The following is a 24,723-nucleotide window of genomic DNA, read 5'->3' as shown; positions in this document are numbered from 1 at the left end:
ACCCTAGGCTCAACGGTTCGGGCATCTCATCGGCGGTCCGGTGGAGCGGAGAGAATCGCGATGAACAGGCTGCACGCCACGAAGGACTTCTGGCTGGCGGCGCTGCGGGCAGACAGCCCCGCGCTGCAAGATGCCGTCGCCCAGGCGGGGCCCGAGGCGGCCGTGCCCGGCTGTCCCGACTGGACCGTCGCCTCGCTGGTCGAACACCTCACCTCCGAGCTGCACTGGGTGCGGGAGATCGCGGCCCGGGGCACGACCGACCGGCCCGACCAGCCCCAGATCCCGGAGCGCCCCGGGTGGGAGGCCGCTCTCGACGGCCTGCGCCGCGAGCTCACCGGCACGATCGAGACGCTCGAGGCCCTCGACGCCGACTTCCCGGCGTGGAACTGGGCGCCGCAGGCCAAGAAGGCGGCGTTCTGGCAGCGCCGCATGGCCCACGAGATCTCGGTGCACCGCTGGGACGCCGAGTCCGCGGCCGAGCGGCCCGTCCCGATCGAGACCAAGCTGGCCGCCGACGGGGTGAGCGAGGTGCTCGACACCTGGCTGCCGGCCGGTCGCCGCAAGGGCCCGACCGACCTGCACGGCGTGGTCCACCTGGTCGCGAACGACGCCGGCTACGAGTGGTTCGTGCGGTTGCGCGGGGCCGGGGTGGCCCTGCTCGACACGATGACCATCCTCGACACCGACGACCATCACGCCCGCGCTCAGGCAACCGGCACGGCCAGCGATCTGCTGCTGATGCTGATGGGCCGCGTGCGCACGGATCGCCTGGTCATCACCGGTGACCCCCGCCTGATTACGGCCCTGCACACCGGGTAGCGCGCTTACATTCGACTTACCGGTCTTCCGCGGATTGTTTCCGCGCCTATGATTAACCGGTTAAGTTCAGACTTCGTGAGCGACTAAGGGGTACGTATGACGGCCACCGTCACGTCCACGTCGGCGCAGCCGGCCCTAGCCGCGATCACCTTCCCCGACGACTTCATCTGGGGCGCGGCCACCGCGTCGTACCAGATCGAGGGCGCGGCGCGGGAGGACGGTCGCGGCCCGTCGATCTGGGACACCTTCAGCCGTACGCCGGGACGCGTCTACAACGGGCACACCGGCGACGTCGCGTGCGACCACTACCACCGCTACGTCGACGACGTGGCGCTGATGGCGGATCTGGGGCTGGCGTCGTACCGGTTCTCGATCGCCTGGCCGCGCATCCAGCCCGACGGCACCGGCCCGGTCAACGTCAAGGGCCTGGACTTCTACGACCGGCTCACCGACGAGCTGCTCGGCAAGGGCATCGACCCGGTCGTCACGCTCTATCACTGGGACCTGCCGCAGACCCTCGAAGACCTCGGCGGCTGGGCCAACCGCCTCACCGCGGAGGCCTTCGCCGAGTACGCGCAGATCGTCCACGCCCGCCTCGGTGACCGGGTCAAGACCTGGACGACGCTGAACGAGCCGTGGTGCTCGGCCTACCTCGGTTACGGCAGCGGCGTGCACGCGCCCGGCAAGCAGGACCCGGCGGCCGTCTTCGCCGCCGTGCACCACCTGCTGCTGGGTCACGGCATGGCGGCCCGGGCGCTGCGTTCGGCCGGCGCCCAGAGCATCAGCATCACGCTCAACCCGTCGGTCGCGCTGCCGGTCGACGGCACCAACCCGGCCGACATGGAGGCCGTACGGATCGTCGACGGGCTGTCCAACCGGATGTTCCTCGACCCGCTGTTCAAGGGGCACTACCCGGCCGACATGCTCGAGCACATGTCCCGGTTCACCGACCTGTCGTACATCGCCGACGGTGACCTGGCCACGATCAAGGCCCCGATCGACGTGCTGGGGATCAACTTCTATCAGCCCGCGTACGTCTCGGCGAAGCCCGGCGCCCCGGCCGCGCTCGACCAGCCCGGCAGTGAGGGCATCGCGTGGCGGGCGCCCGACGGTCCCGTCACCGACATGAACTGGCTGATCGAGCCGTCCGCCCTGACCGGCCTGCTCAAGCGGATCAACGACGACTACCCGGGCATCCCCCTGCTGATCACCGAGAACGGCGCCGCGTACCCCGAGGGCCCGTCGGCCGACGGCGAGGTCCACGACGCCCGCCGCGTCGACTATCTCGACGGCCACCTGCGGGCCTGCCATGATGCCCTGGCGGCCGGAGTGGATCTGCGTGGTTACTTCGTCTGGTCGCTCATGGACAATTTCGAGTGGGCCGAGGGGTACCGCAAGCGGTTCGGAGTCGTGCACGTCGACTACGCGACCCAGAAGCGCACGCTGAAGGACAGCGCGAAATGGTACCGGGAGGTGATCCGGCGCAACGGCATCGCCGCGCCGGGGACTGAGTAAGGAGTGAGCTTTTGTGGTGACGCGGGAGCGGCCGACCCTGGAAGCAGTGGCGCGCCGCGCCGGGGTGTCCCGGGCGACCGTCTCCCGCGTCGTCAACGGCTCGACCTCGGTGGCCGCCGCCATCCGCGAGGCGGTCACGCGGGCCGTCGACGAGCTGGGCTACGTCCCTAACCAGGCCGCCCGTAGCCTGGTCACCCAGCGCACCGAGTCGATCGCGCTGATCCTGCCCGAGACGGCCAACCGCGTCTTCTCGGACGACCTCTTCTTCCCGGCCATCATCCGGGGCGTCGGCGTCGAGCTCGAGGCCGCCGACAAGCAGCTCGTGCTGATGATGGCCGGTTCGGCCAAGAGCCACGACCGGGTCGAGCGGTACGCGGTCGCCGGTCACGTGGACGGCGTCATGTTCGCCTCCATGCACGGCGACGACCCGCTCCCCGGCAACCTGGCCCGCCTCGGCATCCCGGTGATCTGCAGCGGCCGCCCGCTGGGCTCGCTGGATCACAGCGGCCCCGAGGTGCCCTATGTGGACGTCGACCACTTCGGCGGGGTCGCCGCGGGCGTACGTCACCTGGTCGCCGCCGGCCGTCGCCGGATCGCCACCATCGCCGGCCCGCAGGACATGGTGGCCGGCATCGACCGCCTGGCCGGCTACCGCGCCACCCTCGAGGAGGCCGGCCTGGCCCAGCACGTGGCGTTCGGCGACTTCACCCGCGAGTCCGGCATCAGCGCGATGCGCACGCTGCTGGCCGACGACCCCGCGGTCGACGCCGTCTTCGCGGCCTCCGACATGATGGCCCACGGCGCGCTGATCGCCCTCAAGGACGCCGGCCGCCGGGTCCCGCACGACGTCGCCGTGATCGGCTTCGACGACTTCGAGATCAGCCGCTACAGCGATCCCCCGCTGACCACGGTCCGCCAGCCGATCACCGACATGGGCCGCACGATGGCCCGTCAGCTGCTGGGCCTGATCAACGGCGAGGACGGCCTGCCCGACGCCGTGGTGCTACCGACCGAGCTGGTGGTCCGCGACTCCGCCTGAGACCGGCGCCTGCACGGAGTGGCCGAGCGCCTGCCGGGCCAGCAGCGTGGCCCCGGCGATCGCGGCCGGCATCATCAGGATCGCGCCCAGCGGAATCAGGAAGCAGCAGAACACGGCCACGCCGAACCCGAGCGCCAGTGGCCGGCACGCACCCAGCACGACCCGCCGGTGGCGCAGCCGCTGCCCGCGCCGCTGGAACGGCACGCCGGTCAACTCGAGGGCCAGCAGCCAGCCGCCGAAGGCCCCGCCGATCACCGGGATGACCGTCTGCCCCACGACCGGCAGGAACCCGAGCAGGAACAGCGGGATGCCGATGACGATCGACAGCCCGATCAGCCGCAGCGAGTCGGCCAGGCTGCGCCGCAGCCCCGGCCAGAACCCGGCCTCGACCGCGTCGGGCACCCCGCCGAACCGGTCTTCGACCAGCTCCGAGATCCGCTCGTAGAACGGGTCGCCGATCAGCAGTGTCACGGCGGTGAAGGTGAGCACGCCGAGCAGCACGGTCACGCCGAGCAGGGCCAGCCCGCCCAGCACCTGAACGAGGTCGCGCAGCCACTCCGACCAGTCGTCGGCGAACCAGGTGACCGCCTCGGACAGCTGAGGCAGATAGTCGAGCAGGAAGAACAGCGCCGTCCCGTAGAGCAGCCCCGCGATCAGCGCGGGCAGCAGCCCGAGCCCGAGCAGCTTGGGGCTGCGAAGCACGAGGCCCAGCCCGCGCCCGAGCAGCCCCGCACCGAGAAAGAACTGCTTGACCGCGCCAAGCGGCTTACCGGGGTCGGTGTTCACGCCAGCAGAGTAGAGCAGCGGGGTGAGTTCGGTGTTGTTAGACCGCCGGCTTGACCACGATCAGGGCCAGCAGCGCGTGCACCACGAGCAGGGCCCACATGTTCCCGGACTCGTAGACCAGAAGCGTCGGCGGAGCGAGCAGGATCAGCGCGGCCAGCCGGAACCAGGGCCACGCGAGCCCGCGCAGCAGTTGCAGCACGAGCAGCATGACGATCACACACGGCAGCAGCAGGATCGAGATCCACAGGGCACCGGCAAAGCCGAACACGAGCCGGGTCAGAAACGGATCAGCCGGGCTGTCGACGAACTGGAGGACGATGCTGCCCGCGACAAGCAGGACAAAATAGACAGCCGCGTGCACCAGGGTCCAGAGCAGCAACGGCAGCATGGCGACCTCGGCCCGGGCCCGGCGGGCCCGTTCCACCGGCCGACCGGCCTTCGTCCAGGGAGTCGTCAGTGTCATTCCGCTTTCCCGTCGCCGCCCGCCGAGCCGAGAAGCGAACCCTGCCCTCGATTGAAGAGCCGCAAGATTTCGTTGTCGGTGGGAGAGCAGCCACCGCCTCCCCCACCCGCCCTGGGACGGTGCTGCGCAGCCAGCCTATCGCCCGCCGGCCGCCGCCCGGCTTCCTGTCCACAGGAGCGCACGGCCCGATTCCGCGTTGTCCACAGGGCGGGTGCCGAGCGGGCCGACCGCAACCGGCCGGCCCTCGGTTTCCCGTTCCCGCCGCCGGGTCGGAGGTGGGCTCCACTGGGGAACCTCACGGGAACGTGGGCGGGACCTCACGTCACGGGAACGTCGGCGGGACCTCACGTCACGGGAACGTCGGCGGGGCCTCGCTGCCGGGGGCCGAGGACGACGGCGGCTCCTCGGGCGGGGTCGGGGAGATCTCGGTCGGGGTCGGCACCGGGGGCATGGTCAACGGCGGGAACGGGTCGTCGGTCGGGGTCGCCGACGGCGTGGTGGGGGACGGTGACCCGGTAGGAGCAGTCGTGGTGAGCGAAGGCGCCGCGATCGGCGCGATCGGCTGGAGCGACGGCGTCCCGGAGGCCGTGACGGTGGGGGTCGGGCGGCGGGGCTGGGCGGAGTAGCGGACCGCCACCGGCTCGCGCGATGTCGAGGTGGGAGCGGCGCCCAGGGCGCCCGAGCCACCCGGAGCGCCCACTGCAGCGGGGCGCTCGGATGGCGTGGCCAGGTTCCAGCCGATCGAGATGGCGATCGGCAGTCCGATTGCCACTAGTCCGAAAAAAACTGATTTGGGGGAAAGCCGCACGTTCTAGACAACGTGCCGAGAGCCGAAAAAGGTTACGGCCCAGCTGGTAGAACGGGCTTGATCAATGGGGTGTGTCACCGGTACTGTCCGCTGGCTCCCCTCTGTCGGGAGGCGGAGGCACACCAACGGGGGAAACATGAAACTCGTTCACCGTCGCGCCTTGCCGGTCCTCTTCACCGCGGCCCTCACCGCTGGTGTGGTCGGCGTCGGCGCGCCCGCGTTCGCGGCCGGGGAAGCACCCGTCGGCGCCTACGATCTGGACAGCAACGCCATCTGGACCGGTCAGACGGTGACCCTCACGCAGACCGCGCTGACCGACGACGACACCGAGGCCGCGGCGATCAGCCGCGTCATCAACTGGGGCGACGGCACCGCGGCGCAGACCGCCGAGGCCGGCACGACGAGCTGGACACACACGTACGCGGCGGCCGGCTCCTACACCGTCGCCGTGACTCTGAACGACGGCACGGTCGAGGGCCCCGGCACGCTGACGCCGGCCGCGGTCGGCGTGACCGCCGCGCCGGGCAACCTCGGCTGGCAGAAGAACCTGATCTACACGAACACCTATCAGGGCACCGACGGCGCCGAGCACGACTACACCGTGGAGGGTGTCTTCACCCCGACCGGCCTGCCGACGACCGCCGACGAGGCGTGGGTGGCGTGGGGCGACAGCGAGCACACTCTGCTGGCCCAGCAGGAAACCTCGGTCACGGTCCCGCACTACTTCGGCCACGGCACCTTCAACCCGCAGGTGCAGCTGGAGAACGAGCAGGGCAAGGCGACCGCGCGCAACGCGTCGACGCTCACCGTCAACTACGACCGCACGGCTCCCCGGGTCGCGGTGAAGTTCCCGGCCAGCCCGAACAAGGCCAGCTCGTGGACCACGGTCCGGGGCACGGCGAGCGACAGCCAGGCCGGTGTCGACTACGTCAGTCTTCTCACGTTCAAGTGGAAAGACGGCGCCGGCATGTACATCTACAACTTCGACACGAAGTCGTGGATCCGCTACACCGGCCAGCCGCTGAGCGCGCTGCCCAGCGGTGTCGAAGACCGGGCTCCGGTCACCTCGTCCGGCACCTGGGCCTCGCGGTCGGTGGCCGGCCTCTCCAAGGGCTGGCACCTCGAGCTGTGGCCGATGGCGATCGACAAGGTCGCGAACTGGAGCAGCGAGGAATACTACGTTCCGGTCTGGCTCTCCAGCTGACCCCGAGGAAAGCGAAAGCTGCCCTGCGGAAAGGCGAAAGCAGACCCGCGGAAAGGCGAAAGCAGACCCGCGGAAAGGCGAAAGCAGACCCGCGGAAAGGCTAACGCTGACACGCGGAGAGGCGAAAGCCGACCTGCGGAGAAGCGAGAGCTGACCTGAGGGAAAGCAGAAGCTGACCGACCAACGCGTACGAGGCCTCTCCGGGAATCACTCCGGGGAGGCCTCAGTCGTTGAGGAACGCCGAGATCCGTTCGCGCAGCTCGGCGCGGTTGGTCCAGAGCACGGCCGGACGGTCGTACACGTGCAGCTCGGCCCCGGGCAGCAGGGACGCGACCCGCTCGGCCCACGCGACGGGATGCACCTCGTCGCCGACGCAGCCGAGCACCAGGGCCCGCCCACGGAAGGCACGCATCAGCGACTCGTCGGGAACAGCGGGCTCGTGCCACAGCGTGGTCAGCTCGGGGGCCAGGCCGTCGCGCTGCAACTGCTCGACCCGCTGGCGCAGATAGCTCCAACCGGTCGGCGTGTTGCGGACCGAGGGCGGCAGCTCCGCCTCGACGGCCGCCGCGATCGACGCCGCCTCGCCCGACTCGACCGCGGCCAGCAACCGTTCGACCCGGGCCTCGGCCGCCGCGGGGCGGGTGCCGTCGAGCGGCGCCGGAAGATAGAGGACGACCCGCTCGAACCGGTCGGGCGTGTCGCTGAGCAGCCGGCACAGCGCACCCGCGCCCATGCTCACGCCCAGCGCCCGGGTCGCGCCGGCCAGGTCAGCGACCCCGCGCAGGTCGGCGGCGAGGTCGGCGAAGCTCCACGGCCCGACCGGGGCCTCGGAACGGCCGTGACCGCGGAAGTGGAAGAAGACGCGCCGGCCCTGGACCGCACTGCCCAGCGGGCGGGTGCCGGAGATGTCACCGCCCAGCCCGTGCGCGAACACCGTGACCGGGTCACCGACGCCGGTGGTCAGCTCCTCCAGGCGTACGCCGGAAGGGGTTGCGATCATCTCGGTCGCGGGCCCGGGCAGGGTCGGACGCCCCGAGCGCGGACCGGTGGGGTCGGCGCGGTGCAGGCGGGGCCCACCGTCGGGCGGTGGCGGGCCGAACCGCCTCACCAGAAGCCTTTGCCGTCCGACAGATCCTTCAGGCCGGGACGGACGTCGAGCAGATAGATCAGGGCCGCGGCGATGCCGATCAGGCTGAAGATGCCGACCGCGCCGCTGATCAGCAGGGTCAGCACGATGCAGATGGCGAGAATCGCCGCCCACGCGCCCTTCGGCAGGGTGCCGATGGCCTGGAATCCGTCGCCCCTCTGGGTCAGGCAGTGGATCAGCGCGACCGCCTGGACGACCAGCGAAAGAATGAGGATGAGCAGGTTGAGGTAGCCGACGACGGCGGCGTAGAAGATCGGCGCGGAGGAGGCCATGAGGGAAAGTCTATGCCGCGGGGCCCAGGCGATGCCGGGCCCCGCTGATCATGTGTTGCCAGGTCGTCACTTCGAGGCAGCGCGCTTGCGCGGCTTCGGCGCCGGCTTGGCCTCCTGGGCGGCCTCGATGGCGGCCGGCTCCTCGGTGGTCTCGAGGTCGGCGTTCACGACCTCGGCGGCCTCGACCACGCCGGTGCCGACGACGCGCTCGCCGCGGGCGACCAGGGCGGTGTACGTCGCGACGGCGCGGTCCTGGGCGATCTGGGCGAACGAGGTGGCGACGCTGGCGGCGTTGCCCCGCAGAGCGTCGAAGTCGGTCGTGGACGCCTTGTCACGCAGCTCGGCGGCCTTGGTGCTGGCCTGCTCGTTGTAGACGCGCAGGGAGGCCGCGGCGCGCTCGCTCAGCTCGTTGAGCACGGCGGGCAGCTTGCGCAGCTGCTCGACGGCGAGGTCACCGGCGCCGGCGGCGGCGTAGAGCGGGGCGGGGAACCGGGTCTTGGTCTGCTCGGTCATTTCTGCTCCTCATGGGCTTCGGAGGCGGTCTGGGTGCGAGCGTTCTCGTTGCGGAACGTCTCGTAGATCTGGGACAGGGACTGCTTCTGCGCGATCGTGAGGTCCGGATCCGCCGCGATCGCGGCCAGCACCCCCTGCTGGCCCTCGCTGTCCAGAAGGCCGGCACGCAGGTACATCGCGGGCGTCGACACCCGCAGCGCGCTGGCGATCTGCTGCAGCACTTCGGCACTGGGCTTGCGCAGGCCACGTTCGATCTGGCTGAGGTACGGGTTGCTCACGCCCGCCTTGTCGGCGAGCTGGCGCAGCGAGATCTTGGCGGTCTGCCGGAGGTCACGGATGAAACCGCCGATGTCCTCAGGCAGATCCTTGGGTGTGGCCATGCATCCGAAGGTAGCTCCGGGTGCTAGCTGTTGCAAGCAAAACGCTAACTACAGCTAGCGTGAGTCGAGTCACCGTACGGGTCGTACCTGACCCACGGGCTCTCCTCCACCGAGGACCAGCTCCTCGATCAGCGGCACGCTCACGCCGAGTTTACGCAGCTCATCGAGGAGTACGGGGGTACGCGCGCGCATCCCGCCGTCGTCGATCTTGAGCGCAACGGCCCCTACGTGCGGCACGGCGACCGCCACCACGCCCTCGGCGCCACCCTTGGCCAGCAGCCCCGGCACGCCCGCCATCAGCACGGTGTCGTCGGCGCCGGTGCCGGCCACCAGCTCGGGGCGGGCCCGCATCTCGTCGGCCACCCGGCGCTCGGGACTGCCCGGCTCGGCCTCGACCAGCCGCTGGAACGAGCGCGCCAGCCCGGTCAGCGACAGCGCGAGCACCGGCGCGCCACAGCCGTCGACGCCGACCGCGGTGATCTTCTCGCCGGCCAGCTCGGCCACCGCGTCGGCGATCGCCACCTGCAGCGGGTGGGCCGGGTCGAGGTACGTCTCGAGCGGCCAGTCGTTGGCCACGCACGTCGCGAGCATGCCGGCGTGCTTGCCCGAGCAGTTCATCAGCACCCGCTCGGGCCCACCGCCGGCACGCAGCCAGTCGTCCCGGGCGTCCTCGGCGAGCGGCAACGAGGTGGGACAACGCAACGCCCCCACCTCCAGTCCGGCCCCCGCGAGGATCTCGCGGACACGGCGTACGTGGAAAGGCTCTCCGAAGTGGCTGCCGCTGATCAGGGCCAGGTCGGCGTCGTCGCGCGGCACGAGGCCGGCCCGCAGCATCCCGACCGTCTGCAGCGGCTTGTTCGACGAGCGCGGGAAGATCGGGGTGGTCACGTCGCCCCGGCTCGCACCGCCCAGGACGGCGACGGAACCGTGGTGGACGCTCTCGACAAAGCCGGAGCGCACGACTTCGGCGATGATCATCGAGCGGGGACTCCCAGCAGCTCACGGGCCTCGCCGGCGGTCAGCGGCGGGCGCTGGGCCAGCTGGGCGAAACCGACGGCGCGGGCCACGAGCTGCATGTTCGACTCGACCGGCCGCCCCTTGGCGTACGTGATCGTGTCTTCCATGCCGACCCGCAGGTGACCGCCCGCGCTCAGCGAGGCGAGCATGACCGGGATGGTGCCGCGCCCGATGCCGGTGGCCGAGAACGTCGTGCCCTCGGGCAGGTCGCGGATGGTCTGCTCACACGCGACGAGCGCGGCCGCGGTGGCCGGCATGCCGCCCGGCACGCCCATCACCAGGTCGACGTGCACGTGACCGCCGAACGGCAGCCCGTGCCGGCTCAGCAGCCGCTGCAGCGACGCCAGCTGGCCCAGGTCGAAGATCTCGTACTCCGGCACGATGCCGCGCTCCTGCATGCGGGCGTGCAGGTCGACGATGAACTCCCAGCGGTTCATGAACACGCCGTCACCGAAGTTGACCGTGCCCATCGTGCAGGAGGCCATCTCGGGCCCGGCGTCGAGCACGGCCAGGCGGTCGGACTCCGGATCGGTGACCGCGCCGCCCGAGGAGAGCTGCACGATCAGGCCGGTCGACTCGCGCAACGCGGACACGGTCGCGCGCAGCCTCCCCTGGTCGAGGGTCGGTTCGGCATCGGCGTCACGGATGTGGACGTGGATGATGGCGGCGCCCAGCGCTTCGCACTCCTTGGCGGTGGCCACGAGTTCGTCGAGCGTGACGGGCAGCGCGGGCACATCGGCCTTGCTGCTTTCGGCGCCGGTCGGAGCAACGGTGATCACGGTCCCGGTCATGGGAGTGACACTAGTGTTCGTCGAGGGCCACCACGGACTCGCCCACCATCAGCTGGTCGGTGGCGGTGCGCTTGAGCACGGCGAGGGCGATGAGACCCAGTTCGTGGTGGCGCACGGCCGTGCCGATGAATCCGACCTCGCGGCCCTCGCGGGTCACCGGGGTGCCCTTCGCGGGCGGCTGGTCGGTGGCGATGCCGTCGAAGTGCAGCAGGGCGAGGCGGCGCGGCGGACGGCCGAGGTGGTGCACGCGGGCCACCGTCTCCTGACCGCGGTAGCAGCCCTTGTCGAGGTGCACGGCGGCAGCCAGGAACTCGGCCTCGGCCGGGATCGTGCGGTGGTCGGTCTCCCAGCCCAGCCGGGGGGTGTGCCGCTCGACGCGGAGCGCCTCATAGGCCCACAGACCGGCCATCGGGACGCCGAGCTTCTCGATCACCGTGGTTTTCTGCGCGCGCGGGACGAGCAGGTCAATCCCGAGCGGCACCCGGCGGGCAAGGCCAAATTCGGTTTCCCGTACGGCGTAACGACTCGTCGCCCCGGGCGGGACATCGCCGGCGGCGAACTTGGCGCCGGGCACCGCGTTGATCTCGGGCTCGGCCAGGCCGGGGATGACGTCGGCCGCCCCCGGGCCCACGAGGGAGAGAACGGCGATCTCGGCCGTCGCGTCCCGGGGCTCGACGCGGGTGAAGAACCGCATCATCTCGAGGTATTTCAGCAGGCCTTTTCCGGCGCCGGGCTCGGTGTCGAGCCACGTGGTCGTGCCGTCCTCGGTCACCATCGCGTGCTGCTCGACATGGCCGTTGGGTGAGAGGACCAGCAGCTCGGTGCCCTGCCCGGGCGACAGGTAGGACAGGTGCTGCGTGGTCAGCGTGTGCAGCCACGAGGCGCGTTCCTCGCCGGGCACCGCGATCACGTCACGGTTCGACCGGTCGACCAGGCCCACCGCGGTGGCCAGCGTGCGCTGCTCGCGCATCGGGTCACCGTAGTGTGCCGGCACCCCGGCGTCGGCCGACTCGGGATCGAGGTCCTCGACCATCACCACGGTCATGTCGTTACTCCTTGCAGTCCCCGCACACGCCGAAGAGCGAGACGTGACCCACATCGACCCGGAAGTCGCGTTCGCTCAACAACCGGTCGGTCACCGGTTGCATCACACTCGGGTCTACCTCATCGATCGACCCACATCCACGACAGACGAGGTGAACGTGCTGATCCTCACCCGCCGCGTGATAGGTCGGCGACCCGTGCGACAGGTGGGTGTGCGTCACCAGCCCGAGCTCCTCGAGCAGCTCGAGCGTGCGGTAGACGGTGGTGATGTTGACTCCGGCCGCTCGTTCGCGCACGTGGTTGTGCACCTGTTCGGGCGTGGCGTGGCCGAGCTCGTGCACCGCCTCGAGGATCAGCTGGCGCTGCGGGGTGAGCCGCAGGCCACGCTCGCGGAGCATGGCGGCAAGCGAAGTGGCGGACACGCCACAAGATTACGCCCTCGGTGCTCAGCCGCCGACTCTCAGCAGCCGCGCCGACATGTGCGGCTTGAGCTCGCTCTTGTCGATCGACACCTCGTGGGCGTAGAGAAGAGCGCCGTCGACGATGCCGAAGAGCCGCTGGGAACCGGTGAGGTGCTGACCGTTGGGGGTGTAGGCGATCGCGTCGGCCTCGATCTCGAGCCGCGTGGTGCCGATGGTCTTGCCGACGTAGATCTCGGCGACGCCGTCCGGGTTGATCATGACGGCCTCCATCTCGTCGGTCGCGCGGCCGTCGTGCAGAACCGGACGCCAGAAGCCCGACTCGACGATCCACTCGCCGGCCGGCTTCGACTCGGCGTCGAGCAGCCACGAGCGCGACTCGAACCGCAGGAACGGCCGGCCGTCGTGGCTGATCCGCACCTCCTGGCCGAAGTCGTAGTCGTCGTCGGCCGGGAAGCCACCCTGGCCACGCCCGCGCCACAGCCCGACGAACGGCAGCAGGCCCAGCAGAGCCGGGTTCAGGTCGGCGCCCTGGCGGAGGTCGTGGGTTTCCTCGTACGGGTAAGGGTCGACCGGCGGCGCGTTGAGCCACGGGGGTGGGCCCAGCGGATTTTCCTGATCGCTCACCAACGCCCCCTCGAAACGCGCATCGCCAGATAGCCGAAGCCGCCCGCCAGTGCGCCGAGACCGGCGACCAGCAGGCTCACGAACCCGATTTCCGTAACCATGACCGGCCCATCCTATGCTGGCCGCCATGACACGCCTTCTGGTCGTCAAGGCAACCGCCGGCGCCGACGCCCCTGAGCGCTGTTCGCAGGCGTTCACCGTGGCCAGCACGGCCCTCTCGTCCGGGGTGGACGTGTCGTTCTGGCTCACCGGCGAGTCGGCCTGGTTCGCGCTGCCGGGCCGGGCCGCCGAGTTCGAGCTGCCGCACGCGGCGCCGCTGCCCGACCTGCTCGACCTGCTGCTCTCGGCGGGCCGGGTGACCGCCTGCACGCAGTGTGTGGCCCGCCGCGACATCACCGCCGACGACGTGCTGCCGGGCATCCGCATCGCCGGCGCCGCCGTCTTCGTCGAAGAGATCATGTCGGACGGCGCGCAGGCGCTCGTCTACTGACGTCGCCCGCTCACCGGCAGGGTGTGCTCACGGTGACGCGCAGCGCCGGGCCGTCGGGGGCGACCACGGCCGAGCCCTCGGTCGCGGTGTAGGTGACCGCCGGATCTCCGACCTGCACCGCGCCTGCCCCGCCGGGCAGCTTCCGCAGACGATCGGCGAAATCCTGGCGCATCGGGACACCGGCCACCGTGTACGACGCGGCCACCGTGCCGTCGGCACACGTGACCGCCTGGACCTCGGGACCCTGGGCCGGGGCGCCGAGCACCCGCAGCACCTCGGTCAGCAGCGCCGGCGCGGGCGCGGCCCGGGAAGCACCCGGATCGGCCGTGGACGGGGTGTGGCCCTCGACCGGGCGGCAGCCCGACGACAGCCGCAACGTCAGCGCCCGGGCCGAGGTCGGGGCGTTCATGTCGACGCCGATGAAGTTGCCGGCGTCCGCGTGCAGCGACACGCGCGTGCCGCCACGGGTCTCGGCCACATCGGCCTGATAGTCGCCGGGCAGGGCGGCGGCGATCGCCTCGGCCGTCCCGGTCGCGTCGCCGCCGGGCACCTGCACGGTGATGGTGCGGGCGGCGATCAGCCCATCGCGTACGGGGGTCACCCGGCAGTCCCGCGTGAACTCCAGCCCGCCGAGCACCGCGGCCCGTCCGTCACCGCCGGCCGCCGCGTAGACCACCCCGGCCGCGCGTTGCAGGTCGGTCACCGCGAGGCTGAGGTCGCGCTGCTCGGGCACGGTCGCGCGCTCGTGCCCGACCGACCAGACGGCCAGCACCGAGACGACGACGATCCAGGCCCCGACGATCGCGGCCGCCCACCATCGCCGCTTCCGGTGCGGCGGCTCTCCCGCCGGCACAGCCACTCGCTCCGGCGCCGTCACGGCAGCCATGGTGACACGCTCCGTCTCGGCGATCAGGTCAGGGCGGCGTATTCGGCGGACGTCAGGAAGCGCTCGATCATGGCGGCCGTGCCCGGAGTGAACTCGCGGTCGAGCGCCTCCGCGGCCGGCGTGAAGACCATGGCCGCGCCCTCGCCGAGCACCACGTCGGACTGCCGGGCGCTGGTCGGGGCGTAGAAGTAGTGCTTCTCGCGGGCGTCGGCCGCGATCTCCTGCCTGGCGAACAACCGCAGCGGCGCCGCCGGGCGCAGGGCGGTCTCTTCCCACAGCTCGCGCTCGGCCGCCTCGACGTGGGTCTCGCCCGCTTCGACCGAGCCGCCGGGCAGACCCCAGACGTGCGGGTAATAGGGGGCGTTGCCGTCGCGCAGCTGCAGGAGCAGCGCACCGGAGCTGTCGACCAGCAGGACGCACGCGATCTGGCGCATCGGGCTCACTTTCCGGAGAGGCGCTGCAGGGCGCCCAGGGCGACGTCGGGACGAGTCGTGTACCAGAACGGCGGCAGCGACTTGCGCAGGAACGCGCCGTAGCCCCGGGCCGTCTCGAGGCGCGAGTCGAGGACCGCGACCACGCCCTTGTCGCCGGTCGAGCGGATCAGGCGGCCCACCCCCTGGGCCAGGCGCACCGCCGCGATCGGCACGCTGACCGAGGCGAAGCCGGAACCGCCGTTGGCGTCGACCGCGGCCGCCCGGGCCGCGGCCAGGGGCTCGTCGGGGCGCGGGAACGGCAGCCGGTCGATCACGACCAGCTGGCACGAGTCACCCGGCACGTCGACGCCCTGCCAGAGCGACATGACGCCGAACAGGCAGCTCGCCTTGTCTTCCTTGAACCGGCGGACCAGGACCGGCAGCGATTCCTCGCCCTGCAGAAGGATCGGCAGGTCGGTGCGGGCGCGCAGCAGCTCGGCGGCCTGGGTGGCGGCCCGCCGCGACGAGAACAGGCCGAGGGTGCGGCCGCCCAGCGTCTCGACCAGCTTCACCAGTTCCTCACCGGCGGCGGCGGGCAGACCGGACATCTGGGGGCGGGGCAGGTGGGCCGCGACGTAGAGAATGCCCTGCTTGGGATAGTCGAACGGCGAGCCCACGTCGAGCGACGTCCACCCGTCGCCCGAGACGGCCGGGGTCTCGGCCGAGATCGGCTCGCCGGGGCGGGCGGTCGGCACGGGCGAGGCGGCGGGCAGGCCGAGCGAACGCGCCACGGTGTCGAAGCGGCCGCCCAGCGTGAGCGTGGCCGAGGTCGCCACCACCGTACGGTCGGTGTAGAGCCCCTGGGCCAGGGTGCCGGCGACCGAGAGCGGGGCGACCACGAGCGCGCGCCGGCCGCTGCCGGTGTCGGACTTCTCGACCCAGGCGACGTCGAACGCCGACTCTTCGAGCAGCCGCTGGGCCGTGTCGTTCAGGTCGTCGAGCGCCGCCTTGGCCTGCTGCTTGCGGACCGGGTCGGGGTCGTCGCTCTTGATGTCGCCGATCGCCGTGAGCCCGGCCCGGGTGGCCGACTCGGTCAGCGTCACGGCCTGTTGCAGCAGCTCGGGCAGCCCGCCGGTGATGCGACCGGCCGGGGTCTCGGCCAGGCCGACGGTGAGCGCGTCGGCCGCCTCGGCCAGCGACTCGGCCGCCGCGGGCGGGATCAGCGTGCGGGCGCGGCGGGAGGAACGCTCGATCGCGTCGGGGGTCAGCTCGGCCTGCGAGGCCGAGGAGACCCGGTCGGCCAGCTCGTGGGCCTCGTCGATGACGAGCAGCTTGTGCGGGGGCACGATGTGGCGCTCGGCGAGCATGTCGACCGCGAGCAGGCTGTGGTTGGTGACCACGAGGTCGGCCTCGCGGGCCCGCGCGCGTGAGGCCTCGGCGAAACACTCCGGCCCGTACGGGCATCGTTGCGCCCCGACGCAGTCGCGCGCCGGCATCGACACCTGGCGCCAGGCCGTGTCGTCGACGCCGGGGTCGAGCTCGTCGCGGTCGCCCGTCTTGGTCTTCTCGGCCCAGGCCTGCAGCCGCTGGATCTGCTTGCCGAGCCGGCCCGCCTCGCCGAGCCACTGGGTGGCCTTGGGCGGCGCGTCGTCGAAGAGCGTGTCGGTCGGCTCCTCTTCGTCGGCGTGTTCCATCTTGGCCATGCAGAGGTAGTGGTGGCGGCCCTTGAGCACGGCGAAGGTGGGCTTGCGGCCGAGCACCGGCTCGACCGCGGCCGCGAGGCGGGGCAGGTCGTGTTCGACCAGCTGGTTCTGCAGGGCGAGGGTGGCCGTGGAGACGACCACCGGACCGTCGACGAGCAGCGAGGGAGTCAGGTAGGCCAGGCTCTTGCCGGTGCCCGTGCCGGCCTGGACGAGAAGGTGTTCACGCTCGCGTATGGCCTTGTCGATCGCGGCGACCATGGCCTCTTGACCGGGGCGGGACGCACCCCCGGGCACGGCGCCGACCGCGGCCTGGAGGAGTTGGTCGGCGGTGGCGCTCTTCTTCGTTGCTGCGGGCACGCGCAGACGGTACCCGCCACCACCGACAGAAGCCGACCACCGTTAGGGTTCTCGCATGCCGAGTGACACGGTCCGGGTCGTCTACACGAAGTACGACGGTTCGGCCCATCGGGACTATCCCGCCCGCCGCTTCGACACCGACGACCTCGGAGTCTGGGTGGGCGTGTCGCGCGGCACCGAGTCGGTCTACCACGGCCGCCCGTCGGTCGAGCAGATCCCGTTCGTGCTGGTCATCCCGCATCACGCGTGGTGGACGGGCATGTTCAACCCGCAGCCGCGCACGAGCGAGGTCTACTGCGACATCACCACTCCCGCCCGCTGGGAGGGTGACACGGTGCACATCATCGACCTCGACCTCGACGTGGTGCGCCGCCGCGCGACGGGGCTGGTCGAGCTGCGCGACGAGGACGAGTTCGACGAGCACCGCACCCAGTTCGGCTACCCCGACGACCTCGTCCGCGAGGCCCGGGCGGCGGCCGACAAGCTGCTCGTGGCGCTGGGCGACGGTAGCGAGCCGTTCGCCACGCACTACCACCAATATCTACAGAAGGTCGCTGACTAGCAGCTTGTTGGGGTTGAGCTGCTGGAAGAGGCCGGTGATGCGGCCGTCGGCCACCGTCACGGCCATCGCCCCCGAGATCTGGCCGCCCCGCACCAGGACCCCGGCCACGCCGTTGACCAGCACCGGCTCCAGCGTGACGCCGGCCATGCGCTGCCCGTGGGCGATGCCGACATAGAAGCGCGAGACCTTCTCGACGCCGACGATCGGGCGCAGCGCGGTGCTCGTGAAGCCGCCGCCGTCGCTGATCGACACCACGTCGGGCGCCAGCACCGCGGCCAGTGCCTGCAGGTCACCGCTGTTCGCGGCCTCGATGAAGGCGGTCAGCACGCGCCGCTGCTCGGCCACGCCGGCGGTGTGCCGCACTCCGCCCTCGGAGGCGGCCTTGCGCCCGCGGGAGGCGTGCTGGCGGGCGGTGGCCTCGGTCGTACCGAGAACCCGGGCGACCTCGTCGTAGGGCACGGCGAACGCGTCGTGCAGCACGAACGCCACCCGCTGCTCGGGGCTGAGCCGCTCGAGGACCACCAGCAGGGCGAGCCCGACCTGGTCGCGCTGTTCGGCCCGGGCGGCCGGGCCGACCTCGGGGGCGACGAAGAACTCGGGGAGCCACTGGCCGGTGTAGGCCTCGCGCGACACGCGGGCCGACTTGAGCACGTCGAGGCAGAGCCGGCCGGTGACCGTGGTGAGCCAGCCGCGCAGGTCGCGGATCTCCTGATCACCGGCGCGCGTGTAGCGCAGCCAGGCCTCCTGCACCACGTCCTGGGCCTCGGCCATGCTGCCGAGCATCCGGTAGGCGACCGAGACGAGGTGTGGACGCTCGGCCTCGAAGGCCTCGGCAGACGGTGGCATGGGGGAATTCTGCGCGAGATTCCTGGGGCGGGGTAGCACTTGTGACACAGTAGAGAACGCATATTTGGCACGAATCGGGCGGTGGGACTGTGGTTGACGGGCTGGTGATCGCGGGTGGCCTCGCCGGGGCCGCGGGGTTGGCCGGAGTGGTCGCAGCACTGGCCCGCCGCCGGACCCCCTACCTGGCGGCCGGGCACGGCCTGGCCCGGCCGGACGACATCGACCCGCTGCCCGCGGTGCTCCGCCGGGGGCTGGGCGGGCTGACCGTGCCGGTCACACCCGGCCCGCGCGGCGAGCTCTTCCTCGGGCCCGGAGCGCCGCAGCCCGGCCGTACGCTGCGCCGGCTCGTCCTGACCCCGCTCTTCGCCCGGGCCCGCGGCCACAACGGCCGGATCACCCGCGACCAGAAGGTGCCGTTCCGGCTCGTGGTCGAGTTCACCGGCGCCGTGCGCGACGCCGAGACGCTGCTGCGGGCCTACCGGATGCTCGACCAGCAGCTGCGGGACCACTCCGGTCTGCTCAGCCGCTGCGCCGGGGACGACCTCACGCCGGGCGCGGTCACCGTCTCGATCGCGGGCATCGTCGACGTCCGCGAGCTGCTCGTGACCGAGGAGGTGCGATACGCGTTCGCCGAGGGCTCGTTCGACGACCTGGGCTCGCGGTCGGCGCCGCCTGCGCTGGTGCCGACGATCAGCGAGCCGTGGAGCCGGCGGTTCGGCTGGGACGGGCTCGAGCCGATCCCGGCCGAGGAACGGCACCTGCTGCACGCGATGGTGCGGTCGGCGCACGACGACGGCCGTACGGTGCGCATCTCGGGCCTGCCCAAGGGACCGAGGAGCGCCCGGGAGGCGATCTGGACCGAGCTCGGCGCGGCCGGGGTCGATGTGATCGCCGACCACGACCAGCGCCACCTCGCCCGGCACCTGCGCCGCCACCCGGTGAGCCGCTGGGCGGCCCAGGAACCGCTGCCCACCCGGGCGGTCCGCCGTCCGTCGCCTCGCCCCAACGCTCCGCGACCGGAACGACGCCGGCAATCCGTTTAGCGGGCGAACGAAAGGTGAACCAGGGGAAGCCGTAGCATTCCCCGGAGATCATCCCAAGTCCGTCGATCGAGGTCGAGCCGTGAAGTTTTCGTTCCGCCCCGTCGAGGGCGCCTTCTACGACCTGTTCACGCAGGCCGCGAACAACCTCGTCAAGGGCACGGAGCTGCTCAACGAGCTGGGCCTGCCCGGGGTCGACGTGCAGTCGGTGAGTGACCGGCTGACCGACGTCGAGCACGACAGCGACCAGATCACGCACGACCTCTACAAGAAGATCAACTCCACGTTCATCACCCCGTTCGACCGCGAGGACATCTATTCGCTGGGCTCGCAGCTCGACGACGTGATGGACCACCTGGAGGCGGTCGGCAACCTCCTCTATCTGTACGGGCTGACCGAGCTGCCGTCGCTGCCACGCGAGATGCACGAGCTGGTCGACGTGCTCGACCAGCAGGCCAAGATCACCGCCGGGGCGATGCCGCGGCTGCGCACGATGAAGGATCTCGAGGAGTACTGGATCGAGATCAACCGGCTCGAGAACGAGGGTGACCGCGCGTACCGGATGCTGCTGGTCCGGCTCTTCTCCGGCGAGTACGACGCCCTCACCGTGCTCAAGATGAAGGAGGTGGCCGACGAACTGGAGGCCGCCTGCGACGCGTTCGAGCACGTGGCGAACACCGTCGAGACCATCGCGGTCAAGGAGAGCTAGGCCTTGTCGCCCGAGTTCTTCGCGGTCACCGCGGTGATCATCGCCGCGATGGCCTTCGACTACACCAACGGCTTCCACGACGCCGCCAACGCCATCGCCACCAGCATCAGCACCCGGGCCCTGACCCCCCGGGTCGCGCTGGCCATGGCCGCCGTCGGCAACTTCATCGGCGCGCACCTGGGCGCCGACGTGGCCAAGACGGTCGGTGACGGCCTGGTCAAGCTCGAGCTCGGCGTCCCGAGCCTCGGCATCGTCTTCGCCGGGGTGCTCGGAGCGGTCACCTGGAACCTGATCACCTGGTGGTTCGGCCTGCCCTCGAGCTCGTCCCACGCCCTGTTCGGCGGCCTGGTCGGGGCGACCATGGTGGCCGGGTCGTCGCTGGGCTCGGTGCAGTGGCACACGATCATCGAGAAGGTCCTGATCCCGATGGTCGCGTCGCCGATCGTCGGCCTGATGCTCGGCTTCCTGGTCATGGTCGCGATCATGTGGATCTTCCGGCGGGGCAACCCCGGACGGCTCAACCGCGGCTTCCGCGTCGCCCAGACGATCTCGGCCGCGGCCATGTCGGTCGGCCACGGCATCCAGGACGCGGCCAAGACCATGGGCATCGTGGTGCTGGCGCTCTACACCGGCGGCTTCCAGGACAGCTCCACCCACATCCCGTGGTGGGTCTACATCACGACCGCGACGATGCTGGCCGCGGGCACCTACTCGGGCGGCTGGCGGATCATCCGTACGCTCGGCCGCAAAATCATCGACCTGGGCCCGGCCGAGGGTTTCGCGGCCGAGACGGTGGCCAGTTCGGTGCTCTTCTTCAACGCGTACGTGCTGCACGCCCCCATCTCGACCACGCACACGATCACCTCGGCGATCATGGGCGTGGGCGCGACGAAGAGGCTGAACGCGGTCCGCTGGAACGTGGCCGGCAACATCGTGATCGCCTGGATCACCACGTTCCCGGCCGCCGGCCTGATCGCCTGCCTGCTCTACTTCCTGTTCCGCCCGGTCTTCAGCTGACCGACCACCAGGCGGTGGTGTCGGGTGGCAGCACACCGCCCTCCACCGGTCCGCTCGCGAGCAGGAGGGTGCCGGGCGGGTCGATCGCGACCGGTGCGCCGGTCATGTTGACCGTGCAGGCGAAGCCGTCGCCGCGGGTGAAGGACAAGATGCCGGTGGGGCCCGGCTGCCAGGTCAGGGTGGCGGCCCCGGTCAGGGTCTTGCGGCGCAGCGCCAGGGCCTCGCGGTACATCGACAGGGTCGAGCCGGGCACGCCGTCCTGGGCCTCGACGCTCAAGGACGCCCACGAGGCGGGCTGAGGCAGCCAGCTCGGTCCGCTGTCGGGACCGAAGCCGTACGGGGCCGTGGTTCCCGACCAGGGCAGCGGGACCCGGCAGCCGTCGCGGTATCCGTCCTGGCCGGTCGCCCGGTGGAACGCCGGGTCCTGGCGCACCTCGGGCGGCAGGTCGGTCACCTCGGGCAGGCCCAGCTCCTCACCCTGGTAGAGGTAGGCCGAGCCGGGCAGGGCTAGCAGGAGCAGGGTCGCGGCGCGGGCCCGGCGCAGACCGGCCACCGGATCGACCTCAGTCGGGCGGCGGCCCGCGACATCGCCCGCGTCCGCCTGCAGCAGGCGGTTGGTGTGGCGCACGACGTCGTGGTTCGACAGGGTCCAGGTGGCGGGGGCGCCGACCGCGGCCATCGCGCCGATCGAGGCGTCGATCATCTCGCGCTGGGCCGTCGGCTCCCACGGGGTGGCCAGGTAGCTGAAGTTGAAGGCCTGGTGCAGCTCGTCGGGGCGCACGTAGTCGGCGACCCGGGCCAGGGTCGGCGCCCAGGCCTCGGCCACGGCGATGCGCTCGCCCGGGTACTCGTCGAGGATGGTCCGCCAGCTGCGGTAGATGTCGTGCACGCCGTCACGGTCGAAGCACGGGCTCTCGCCGACGTCGAGCAGGTGCCATTCGGCCACGCGCCCCAGCGACGGCAGCCCGGCCTCCTTGACCAGGCCGTGCGCCACGTCGATGCGGAAACCGTCGACGCCCAGGTCGAGCCAGAACCGCAGGATCGTGCGGAACTCGTCGGCCACGGCCGGGTGGTCCCAGTTGAAGTCGGGCTGCTCGGGCGCGAACAGGTGCAGGTACCACTGGCCGTCGGGCACCCGGGTCCACGCCGGACCGCCGAAGATCGACGGCCAGTCGTTGGGCGGCTGATCGCCCCGGCCGTCGCGGAAGTGGTAGCGCTCGCGCAGCGGAGAGCCGGGCCCCTCGGCCAGCGCCTGCTGGAACCAGATGTGCTGGTCGGAGGAGTGGTTGGGCACCAGGTCGACGATCACGCGCAGGCCGAGGTCGTGCGCGTCGGCGACGAGGCCCCGGGCGTCGCCGACCGAGCCGAAGATCGGGTCGACGGTGCGGTAGTCGGCGACGTCGTAGCCGGCGTCGGCCTGCGGGGACAGATAGAACGGGGACAGCCAGACGGCGTCCACGCCCAGGTCACGCAGGTAGGGCAGGCGGGCCCGGATGCCGGGCAGGTCGCCGATTCCGTCGCCGTTCGCGTCGGCGAAGCTGCGCGGATAGATCTGATAGATCACCGCGTCTCGCCACCAGGACTCAGTCATGGTGGCGAAGCTATCACGTTACTAACACGTGTTACATACGCGGTTTGACCGCCGAATCGCGAACCACCAGGGTGGTGCCGAGAACCTGGTGCGGATGCTGGTCCTCGCCGCGCATCGCCGAGATCAGGAAGTCGGCGGCCGTGCGGCCCTTGGTGACGATCGGCTGCCTCACGGTGGTCAGCCGCGGCCGGAACCAGGCCGACTCGGCCAGATCGTCGAAGCCGGTCACCGACACCGCCGACGGCACGTCCAGCCCCATCTCCTGCAGCGCGTCGACCGCCCCGTAGGCCAGCACGTCCGACAGGGCCAGGATCGCGGTCGGGCGCGGGTCGCGTTTCATCAGCTCACGGGTGGCGGTGTAGCCGTCCGTCCGGGTCACCGGCACCTCGGCCAGCGCCACGTCGGCCATCGTCATCCCGGCCCCGGCCAGCGCGTCGGCGATGCCGTCCATCCGGCGCCCGAGCGGGCCGCGGTAACCGCGGGACTCCACGTCGGGGCCGGGGCCCATGGAGAGCACAGCGATCCGGCGGTGGCCCAGCTCCAGCAGATATTGCGTGACCTCACGAGCCCCACCGCGGTCGTCGACCTCGACGCTGGGCGCGTTCTCGTAACGGTCGCTGTCGATCAGCACGAACGGGACGCCCCGCCGTTCGAGTTCGAGCACCTCGGCCCCCTCGGTCTCGAGCCCGCAGACCACGAATCCGTCCACCGCCGCGTACGGGATCGCCTTGAGCACCGAATCCTGCAGGGGCGGGGTCAGCAGAAGGGTGTAGCCCTCCTGGTCACAGACCTGACCGACACCCATCAGGAAGCGGGCGTAATAGGGGTTCTCGAGGATGCGGGCCAGCCGTTGCGGCAGCAGCACCCCGATCGAGTTGGTGGTGCCGGCCTGGAGCATGCGGGCCAGCGTGTTCGGCGTGTAACCCATCTCGGCGGCGACCGCGAGAATGCGGTCGCGGGTCGCCGCCGAGATGCGCTGCGGGCTGTTGAAGGCGAACGAGACGGCGGAGCGGGAGACGCCGGCAGCCCGGGCCACATCGCTCGATGTCGGCTTGCCGCCGACCTTTCTCGACGGCATGCGCCAACCCTAGCGCCTGTTTCGTAGCTGAAGCGGGGCTGCGTCGAGGTCCAGATCCCGCCTGGCGGCGTCCCGCGAAAGCCCGGTTCCAACACCGGGAGCCGGACCTCCACGGGCCGACACCAGACGAAATCTGGACCGCGCCTCGCACACGCCCCAGCTACGAAACAGGCGCTAGTAGGCGACCCCGATCTCCTCACGGATCGTGTCCAGCAACGTCATGATCTCCAGCGTCGTCGCGTGCGGCATGAGCGGGCTCTCCAGCTCGCCGGCGAGCAGGCACCGCTGCACCTCGGCCGCCTCGAACTGGTAGCCGCTGCCCGGGAAGTCGAACTCGAACGTCTCGGCCTCGCGGCCCGCCCGCTGCAGCACGAACGAGCGCGGCACGAAGAAGCCCTCGGGCAGCTCGATCCGCCCGTCGGTGCCGGTGATCGTCGCGTTGTTGCGGCTCTGCCCGTTGATGCTGCAGGTCAGCGCGGCCACCGCGCCGGGCTCCCAGCCCATCAGGATGCCGGTGTTCTCGTCGACACGTTCCGGCGTCAGGTGCGCCCACGCCTGCACCGAGGCCGGCGCCCCCATGATCAGGTGGGCGAAGTTGATCGGGTAGACGCCGAGGTCGAGCAGTGCTCCGCCACCCAGCTTGGGATCGCGCAGCCGGTGCTCGGCGTCGAACGGGCCCTGCAGACCAAAGTCGGCGTGGATCGAGCTGACCCAGCCGATCGTGCCCTCCTCGACCAGCTCGACGATCTTGCGGATGGCCGGGTTGAGGCGCATCCACATGGCCTCCATGAGGAAGACGCCCTTCTCGCGGGCGGCCGCCACGAGCCGGGCGGCCTCCGGCAGGTCGAGCGTGATCGGCTTCTCGACCAGCACGGCCTTGCCGGCCGCGACGCACAGGTGCGCGGCCTCGGCGTGGAAGGCGTGCGGCGTGGCGATGTAGACGACGTCGACTTCGGGGTCGGCGGCCAGATCCGCGTACGAGCCGTGGGCGCGCGCGAAACCGAACTTCTGGGCGAACTCGGTGGCGGTCTCCTGACGGCGGGAGCCGACGGCGGCGAGTTCGGCGCCGGGCACATGCCGCAGGTCGGCGGCGAACGAGGCGGCGATCCCCCCGGGACCGAGAATTCCCCAGCGAACCTTCTGATCGGTCATGATCCTTACGGTATCGTCCGCGGCCGTCCCGGTGT

General features: G+C 71.1%; 28 protein-coding genes and 1 pseudogene. 9 read left to right on the top strand and 20 right to left on the bottom strand.

What is annotated here, in order from left to right; genetic code table 11:
• The first annotated feature begins 60 nt into the window (after positions 1-60).
• From JIG36_RS17480 to JIG36_RS17470, 3 genes are all read left to right on the top strand, one after another.
• The gene (locus JIG36_RS17480; protein WP_203377307.1) at positions 61-819 is read left to right on the top strand and encodes a maleylpyruvate isomerase family mycothiol-dependent enzyme; all 759 of its coding nucleotides are present in this window, start codon (positions 61-63) and stop codon (positions 817-819) included.
• 96 nt (positions 820-915) lie between these two features.
• The gene (locus tag JIG36_RS17475) at positions 916-2,334 is read left to right on the top strand and encodes a GH1 family beta-glucosidase (RefSeq protein ID WP_203377306.1); all 1,419 of its coding nucleotides are present in this window, start codon (positions 916-918) and stop codon (positions 2,332-2,334) included.
• Positions 2,335-2,347: 13 nt separating this feature from the next.
• The gene (locus JIG36_RS17470; protein ID WP_203377305.1) at positions 2,348-3,373 is read left to right on the top strand and encodes a LacI family DNA-binding transcriptional regulator; all 1,026 of its coding nucleotides are present in this window, start codon (positions 2,348-2,350) and stop codon (positions 3,371-3,373) included.
• Here JIG36_RS17470 and JIG36_RS17465 read toward each other — a convergent pair.
• From JIG36_RS17465 to JIG36_RS17455, 3 genes are all read right to left on the bottom strand, one after another.
• Complete coding sequence (locus JIG36_RS17465) at positions 3,338-4,159, bottom strand: EI24 domain-containing protein (RefSeq protein ID WP_203377304.1); 822 nt, start codon at positions 4,157-4,159, stop codon at positions 3,338-3,340. The two genes, JIG36_RS17470 and JIG36_RS17465, sit on opposite strands and share 36 nt — an antisense overlap.
• 37 nt (positions 4,160-4,196) lie before the next feature.
• Positions 4,197-4,622 (bottom strand): hypothetical protein, encoded by a 426-nt coding sequence (locus tag JIG36_RS17460; protein ID WP_203377303.1) that lies wholly within the window; start codon positions 4,620-4,622, stop codon positions 4,197-4,199.
• Positions 4,623-4,971: 349 nt separating this feature from the next.
• Positions 4,972-5,394, bottom strand: a complete 423-nt coding sequence (locus JIG36_RS17455; protein ID WP_203377302.1) for a hypothetical protein — start codon at positions 5,392-5,394, stop codon at positions 4,972-4,974.
• Positions 5,395-5,566: 172 nt separating this feature from the next.
• Between JIG36_RS17455 and JIG36_RS17450 the strand changes: the two genes are divergently transcribed.
• On the top strand, positions 5,567-6,634 hold the full coding sequence (locus tag JIG36_RS17450) for a PKD domain-containing protein (RefSeq protein WP_203377301.1): 1,068 nt from the start codon (positions 5,567-5,569) through the stop codon (positions 6,632-6,634).
• A 223-nt stretch (positions 6,635-6,857) separates the two neighbouring features.
• On the opposite strand, the gene JIG36_RS17445 is transcribed toward JIG36_RS17450, so the two are convergent.
• From JIG36_RS17445 to mtfM, 10 genes and pseudogenes are all read right to left on the bottom strand, one after another.
• Positions 6,858-7,742 (bottom strand): alpha/beta fold hydrolase, encoded by an 885-nt coding sequence (locus tag JIG36_RS17445; protein WP_203377300.1) that lies wholly within the window; start codon positions 7,740-7,742, stop codon positions 6,858-6,860.
• Entirely contained in the window at positions 7,739-8,053 is a 315-nt protein-coding gene (locus JIG36_RS17440) for a DUF2516 family protein (protein ID WP_203377299.1), read from the bottom strand. Before JIG36_RS17440 ends, JIG36_RS17445 begins: the two co-directional genes overlap by 4 nt.
• 66 nt (positions 8,054-8,119) lie before the next feature.
• On the bottom strand, positions 8,120-8,566 hold the full coding sequence (locus JIG36_RS17435) for a hypothetical protein (RefSeq protein WP_203377298.1): 447 nt from the start codon (positions 8,564-8,566) through the stop codon (positions 8,120-8,122).
• 14 nt (positions 8,567-8,580) lie between these two features.
• Positions 8,581-8,946 (bottom strand): annotated as a pseudogene (locus JIG36_RS17430) (helix-turn-helix domain-containing protein); the annotation flags it as partial.
• A gap of 69 nt (positions 8,947-9,015) precedes the next feature.
• Positions 9,016-9,924 carry an asparaginase gene (locus JIG36_RS17425; RefSeq protein ID WP_203377296.1) on the bottom strand — a complete coding sequence of 303 codons (909 nt, stop codon included), beginning with the start codon at positions 9,922-9,924 and terminating at the stop codon, positions 9,016-9,018.
• The gene (locus JIG36_RS17420; protein ID WP_203377295.1) at positions 9,921-10,754 is read right to left on the bottom strand and encodes a beta-keto acid cleavage family enzyme; all 834 of its coding nucleotides are present in this window, start codon (positions 10,752-10,754) and stop codon (positions 9,921-9,923) included. The genes JIG36_RS17425 and JIG36_RS17420 overlap by 4 nt, the downstream gene beginning before the upstream one ends.
• A gap of 10 nt (positions 10,755-10,764) precedes the next feature.
• Positions 10,765-11,799, bottom strand: a complete 1,035-nt coding sequence (gene ygfZ, locus JIG36_RS17415; protein WP_203377294.1) for a CAF17-like 4Fe-4S cluster assembly/insertion protein YgfZ — start codon at positions 11,797-11,799, stop codon at positions 10,765-10,767.
• Between the two features lie 4 nt (positions 11,800-11,803).
• Complete coding sequence (locus tag JIG36_RS17410) at positions 11,804-12,196, bottom strand: Fur family transcriptional regulator (protein WP_203377473.1); 393 nt, start codon at positions 12,194-12,196, stop codon at positions 11,804-11,806.
• A gap of 48 nt (positions 12,197-12,244) precedes the next feature.
• The gene (locus JIG36_RS17405; RefSeq protein WP_236047136.1) at positions 12,245-12,847 is read right to left on the bottom strand and encodes a heme-binding beta-barrel domain-containing protein; all 603 of its coding nucleotides are present in this window, start codon (positions 12,845-12,847) and stop codon (positions 12,245-12,247) included.
• Entirely contained in the window at positions 12,841-12,945 is a 105-nt protein-coding gene (mtfM, locus tag JIG36_RS53265) for a small membrane protein MtfM (protein WP_268919125.1), read from the bottom strand. The genes JIG36_RS17405 and mtfM overlap by 7 nt, the downstream gene beginning before the upstream one ends.
• A 14-nt stretch (positions 12,946-12,959) precedes the next feature.
• Between mtfM and JIG36_RS17400 the strand changes: the two genes are divergently transcribed.
• Positions 12,960-13,334, top strand: coding sequence for a DsrE family protein (locus tag JIG36_RS17400; protein WP_203377292.1), 375 nt, complete (start codon positions 12,960-12,962; stop codon positions 13,332-13,334).
• 10 nt (positions 13,335-13,344) lie between these two features.
• Here the strand turns inward: JIG36_RS17400 and JIG36_RS17395 are convergent, their stop codons facing one another.
• The 3 genes from JIG36_RS17395 to JIG36_RS17385 are packed head-to-tail and all read right to left on the bottom strand — an operon-like array spanning position 13,345 to position 16,693.
• On the bottom strand, positions 13,345-14,220 hold the full coding sequence (locus tag JIG36_RS17395; RefSeq protein ID WP_203377291.1) for a hypothetical protein: 876 nt from the start codon (positions 14,218-14,220) through the stop codon (positions 13,345-13,347).
• 23 nt (positions 14,221-14,243) lie between these two features.
• Entirely contained in the window at positions 14,244-14,654 is a 411-nt protein-coding gene (locus tag JIG36_RS17390) for an NUDIX hydrolase (RefSeq protein ID WP_203377290.1), read from the bottom strand.
• Positions 14,655-14,659: 5 nt separating this feature from the next.
• Complete coding sequence (locus JIG36_RS17385; RefSeq protein ID WP_203377289.1) at positions 14,660-16,693, bottom strand: ATP-dependent DNA helicase; 2,034 nt, start codon at positions 16,691-16,693, stop codon at positions 14,660-14,662.
• A 55-nt stretch (positions 16,694-16,748) separates the two neighbouring features.
• Between JIG36_RS17385 and JIG36_RS17380 the strand changes: the two genes are divergently transcribed.
• Positions 16,749-17,255 carry a DUF402 domain-containing protein gene (locus tag JIG36_RS17380; protein ID WP_203377288.1) on the top strand — a complete coding sequence of 169 codons (507 nt, stop codon included), beginning with the start codon at positions 16,749-16,751 and terminating at the stop codon, positions 17,253-17,255.
• Here JIG36_RS17380 and sigJ read toward each other — a convergent pair.
• Complete coding sequence (sigJ, locus tag JIG36_RS17375) at positions 17,235-18,101, bottom strand: RNA polymerase sigma factor SigJ (protein WP_203377287.1); 867 nt, start codon at positions 18,099-18,101, stop codon at positions 17,235-17,237. The two genes, JIG36_RS17380 and sigJ, sit on opposite strands and share 21 nt — an antisense overlap.
• A gap of 89 nt (positions 18,102-18,190) precedes the next feature.
• Here sigJ and JIG36_RS17370 point away from each other — a divergent pair, with 89 nt between their 5' ends.
• The 3 genes from JIG36_RS17370 (at position 18,191) to JIG36_RS17360 (ending at position 20,867) form a co-directional block, all read left to right on the top strand.
• Positions 18,191-19,144: a PI-PLC domain-containing protein gene (locus JIG36_RS17370; RefSeq protein ID WP_203377286.1), complete on the top strand. Its 954-nt coding sequence runs from the start codon at positions 18,191-18,193 to the stop codon at positions 19,142-19,144.
• 79 nt (positions 19,145-19,223) lie between these two features.
• Positions 19,224-19,850: a DUF47 domain-containing protein gene (locus JIG36_RS17365; RefSeq protein ID WP_203377285.1), complete on the top strand. Its 627-nt coding sequence runs from the start codon at positions 19,224-19,226 to the stop codon at positions 19,848-19,850.
• Positions 19,851-19,853: 3 nt separating this feature from the next.
• Complete coding sequence (locus JIG36_RS17360; RefSeq protein WP_203377284.1) at positions 19,854-20,867, top strand: inorganic phosphate transporter; 1,014 nt, start codon at positions 19,854-19,856, stop codon at positions 20,865-20,867.
• Here JIG36_RS17360 and JIG36_RS17355 read toward each other — a convergent pair.
• The 3 genes from JIG36_RS17355 to JIG36_RS17345 form a co-directional block, all read right to left on the bottom strand.
• Positions 20,860-22,458, bottom strand: a complete 1,599-nt coding sequence (locus JIG36_RS17355; protein WP_203377283.1) for a glycoside hydrolase family 13 protein — start codon at positions 22,456-22,458, stop codon at positions 20,860-20,862. The two genes, JIG36_RS17360 and JIG36_RS17355, sit on opposite strands and share 8 nt — an antisense overlap.
• Positions 22,459-22,489: 31 nt before the next feature.
• The gene (locus JIG36_RS17350; protein ID WP_203377282.1) at positions 22,490-23,536 is read right to left on the bottom strand and encodes a LacI family DNA-binding transcriptional regulator; all 1,047 of its coding nucleotides are present in this window, start codon (positions 23,534-23,536) and stop codon (positions 22,490-22,492) included.
• 174 nt (positions 23,537-23,710) lie between these two features.
• Positions 23,711-24,688 carry a Gfo/Idh/MocA family protein gene (locus JIG36_RS17345; RefSeq protein ID WP_203377281.1) on the bottom strand — a complete coding sequence of 326 codons (978 nt, stop codon included), beginning with the start codon at positions 24,686-24,688 and terminating at the stop codon, positions 23,711-23,713.
• Positions 24,689-24,723 lie beyond the last annotated feature (35 nt).

Origin of the sequence: Paractinoplanes ovalisporus (assembly GCF_016834655.1) — a bacterium.
In the GTDB taxonomy this organism is placed as follows: Bacteria; Actinomycetota; Actinomycetes; order Mycobacteriales; family Micromonosporaceae; genus Actinoplanes; species Actinoplanes ovalisporus.
Note: the sequence above shows the minus strand (reverse complement) of the source record. Positions and strands in the feature narration are given on the sequence as shown.